2 tRNA genes and 1 rRNA gene are annotated in these 1,291 nt (G+C 43.2%); all 3 read left to right on the top strand.

Annotated elements, in window-relative coordinates:
* Positions 1-218 (top strand): 16S ribosomal RNA (locus ACWXWT_RS20530); the annotation flags it as partial.
* A gap of 143 nt (positions 219-361) precedes the next feature.
* Positions 362-438 (top strand) — tRNA-Ile (locus tag ACWXWT_RS20525).
* Positions 439-576: 138 nt separating this feature from the next.
* Positions 577-652, top strand: a tRNA-Ala gene (locus ACWXWT_RS20520).
* Positions 653-1,291: the final 639 nt, after the last annotated feature.

Genomic DNA, 1,291 nt, shown 5'->3' with positions numbered 1-1,291 from the left:
CTCCGTGAAGTCGGAATCGCTAGTAATCGTAGATCAGAATGCTACGGTGAATACGTTCCCGGGCCTTGTACACACCGCCCGTCACACCATGGGAGTGGGCTGCAAAAGAAGTGGGTAGTTTAACCTTAGGGAGAACGCTCACCACTTTGTGGTTCATGACTGGGGTGAAGTCGTAACAAGGTAGCCCTAGGGGAACCTGGGGCTGGATCACCTCCTTACCTATACGACTAACTCAATACCTAAAAGTGCAGCGATGCATGTGAGTGTTCACACAGATTACTTGATAGAAGAAAGAGAAAGATATCGGAAGGTATTTTTGAGGATTTTGATTCTTATTAAGAATTAAAAAACCAAAAAGAACGGGTCTGTAGCTCAGCTGGTTAGAGCGCACCCCTGATAAGGGTGAGGTCGGTGGTTCAAGTCCACTCTGACCCACCAAATCTTCTTTAACTCTGCGTTGATTTATACCTCGTTTAGCAAGCTAAACGTCGGCATAAACCGCCTTGATTTAAATCGATTTGGCTTCGCCAATCTTCGTGATTGGATACTGGATATTAATCTCAACTGCATGTAAATGGGGCTATAGCTCAGCTGGGAGAGCGCCTGCCTTGCACGCAGGAGGTCTGCGGTTCGATCCCGCATAGCTCCACCATTTACTTGTTGGTTCAATTAGTTTGATCAACACGCTATAAAAGCGGTTCGATCCCACTCATATTGCTCCACCATTTAGATTTATCATAATGATAAGTATATGCATAGGTTAGAGATGCCAAAGATAAATGAAATTTTATCTTTGGCTTTTTTAAGCCCGCTCTTTAACAATTTGGAAAGCTGATAGTACTAACTAAAAGGCGCATTGATGACGATTCGTTGTTATTGATGTGATTAGGTTAGTGCGAAAAACGTTAATGCGAAAGCATTAACACTTGAGTTCTCAAAACACTGTTTAAGTGTCTTGACTATTCTAAAAACTAAGGCGAGTCCACTTCCTACCCTGGAGGTGAGACAAGTAAAAACCAGCTGGTCATAATACGACCCTGTTTTTCTTATCATTTGTATATTCAAAAGGTAAGCGCAGTTAATCGAAACGGTGTCTAAGCCGTGAAGCGAATGAGGAAGGAGTGTAGCAGCGCTACATGACTGACAAATGAAGTTCACAATAACGACAGCGTGATGAGTAACAAGCGAAAAAAGAAAGACTCATTTGGGTTGTATGGTTAAGTGACCAAGCGTATACGGTGGATGCCTTGGCAGTCAGAGGCGATGAAGGACGTAATAACTTGCGAAAAGC

The organism is Shewanella sp. A22, from assembly GCF_053850585.1.
The sequence above is the reverse complement of the archived record's forward strand: the minus strand, read 5'-3'. Positions and strand labels throughout refer to the sequence as shown.